The 1470-nt window shown below is 43.1% G+C and carries 1 protein-coding gene; it reads right to left on the reverse strand.

The window, feature by feature from the left end; all coding sequences use genetic code 11:
- Nucleotides 1–36 precede the first annotated feature (36 nt).
- The coding region (locus tag M2125_RS10895) for a ShlB/FhaC/HecB family hemolysin secretion/activation protein (protein WP_280742983.1) at nucleotides 37–1470 on the reverse strand (1434 nt) is incomplete at its 5' end.

Genomic DNA, 1470 nt, shown 5'->3' on the forward strand with positions numbered 1-1470 from the left:
GAGTTTGTAAATATTTTTGCAATTTCTTATACATTCTTAAAAAAAGATTGTGCCCTTGATCCAACCTTGTACCGATCTGTACATGTTGTCTGTATTTAACTGTTGGCCACTTTGTGTATAGAGCGGATTGTTGCCTACGCGCCATGCCAATGAACCAGAAAGTTGAACTTTTTCGTACTGATACTTTGCTGACAAACCTGTTGCGTATAAAGAATAGGTATTGTTAGCGTTGGTCTGCCCTTGCCAGTTGTTATAAGTGCTTACATATTGCTGAACTAGTCCAGCATCAAAAAAAACACCAACTTGCAAGTCTTGAATCAAGTTATGGTTAATTTCTACAGAAGCAATTGCTCCTTGTGCACCACCTCCCTGGGCTACAGGGTAAGCACGTACACCATAAGGGCCACCCATATAGATCTGCTCGGCACTATTGAGGTTCTTATTAGCCAATTGACCGTAGATAGAAGCCACTAAATTGGTTTTATCAATCGGCAGTGGCTGTGTAATCGAGCCATTAAAGCCCAGCTTTGCAAAAGTACCTTTTGTTGCGGCACCCTGTGCGTCGTTATTAGCTTGATTGGAGTTATTAATACTTAAAGAGCCCAAGGTAGCTGTAGCGCCCCAGCTTGCATAAGCTTGACCAATAAAGTTAGTGCCGTTGATGCCAAGACTTAAATCATTGAGCTGATAGTTACTGCTCTCGATACCGTTAGTTTGGTTGTTGTAGTTCTTATTTTCAAAGTTGATGATCACATTCTTAGTGGAACTTGCAGTGCGCTCTAGCGCATAGATTGAGTAAATTCCGTAGGTTTGTGCTGTACCTTGTGAAATCGTTGTTGAGTAACTTGATAAGCTTTTGTAATCCAAGGCGCTAACGCCTGCAGATACTCTCCAGCCATCATAACCCACTGGCAAACCGTATCTAAGCTGCCCATAGACAGAGCCTTGTGAGCCAATCACATCTAAAGTGGCTTGGTCGCCATTACCACTAGGGTTGTTCAAGCTTAAGCTAGCCGTTGCTTGTGCAGGCCCTGTATTGGCTGCGCCATAGTTTGATAGATCTACCCTACCTGCAAATAAACCCGTATCTTTGGCATTGACCAAGATATTCGTTGTCTCTTCCTCGTCACCCTCCGCTAACTCTCCGCTAACTTCATTACCTGGCGTTTCATTGAGGATGGCTAAACTTCGCTCCAAACCCTTCAGGTCAATAAGGTTGCCAGGCTCGTTGCTGTTGGTAATGAACTTTTGAATAACTTCAGACTTGAGGCGACTTGGTGATTCTTTATTGAGTTCAATAATGACATTGCCTACCTTGCCTTCAATAATCTTGATGGTGATAACGCCATTAACAACGTCTTGAGGTGGGATGACGGCTTGGGCCATTCTTCCCATCTGAGCGTAAAGATTAGTTAATGCATCTCCAGCCTCTTTGATTTGATCCAAAGTTAACTGGCGATTAGTAAAAGG

Origin of the sequence: Polynucleobacter sphagniphilus, from assembly GCF_029892205.1 — a bacterium.
Lineage (GTDB): Bacteria > Pseudomonadota > Gammaproteobacteria > Burkholderiales > Burkholderiaceae > Polynucleobacter > Polynucleobacter sphagniphilus.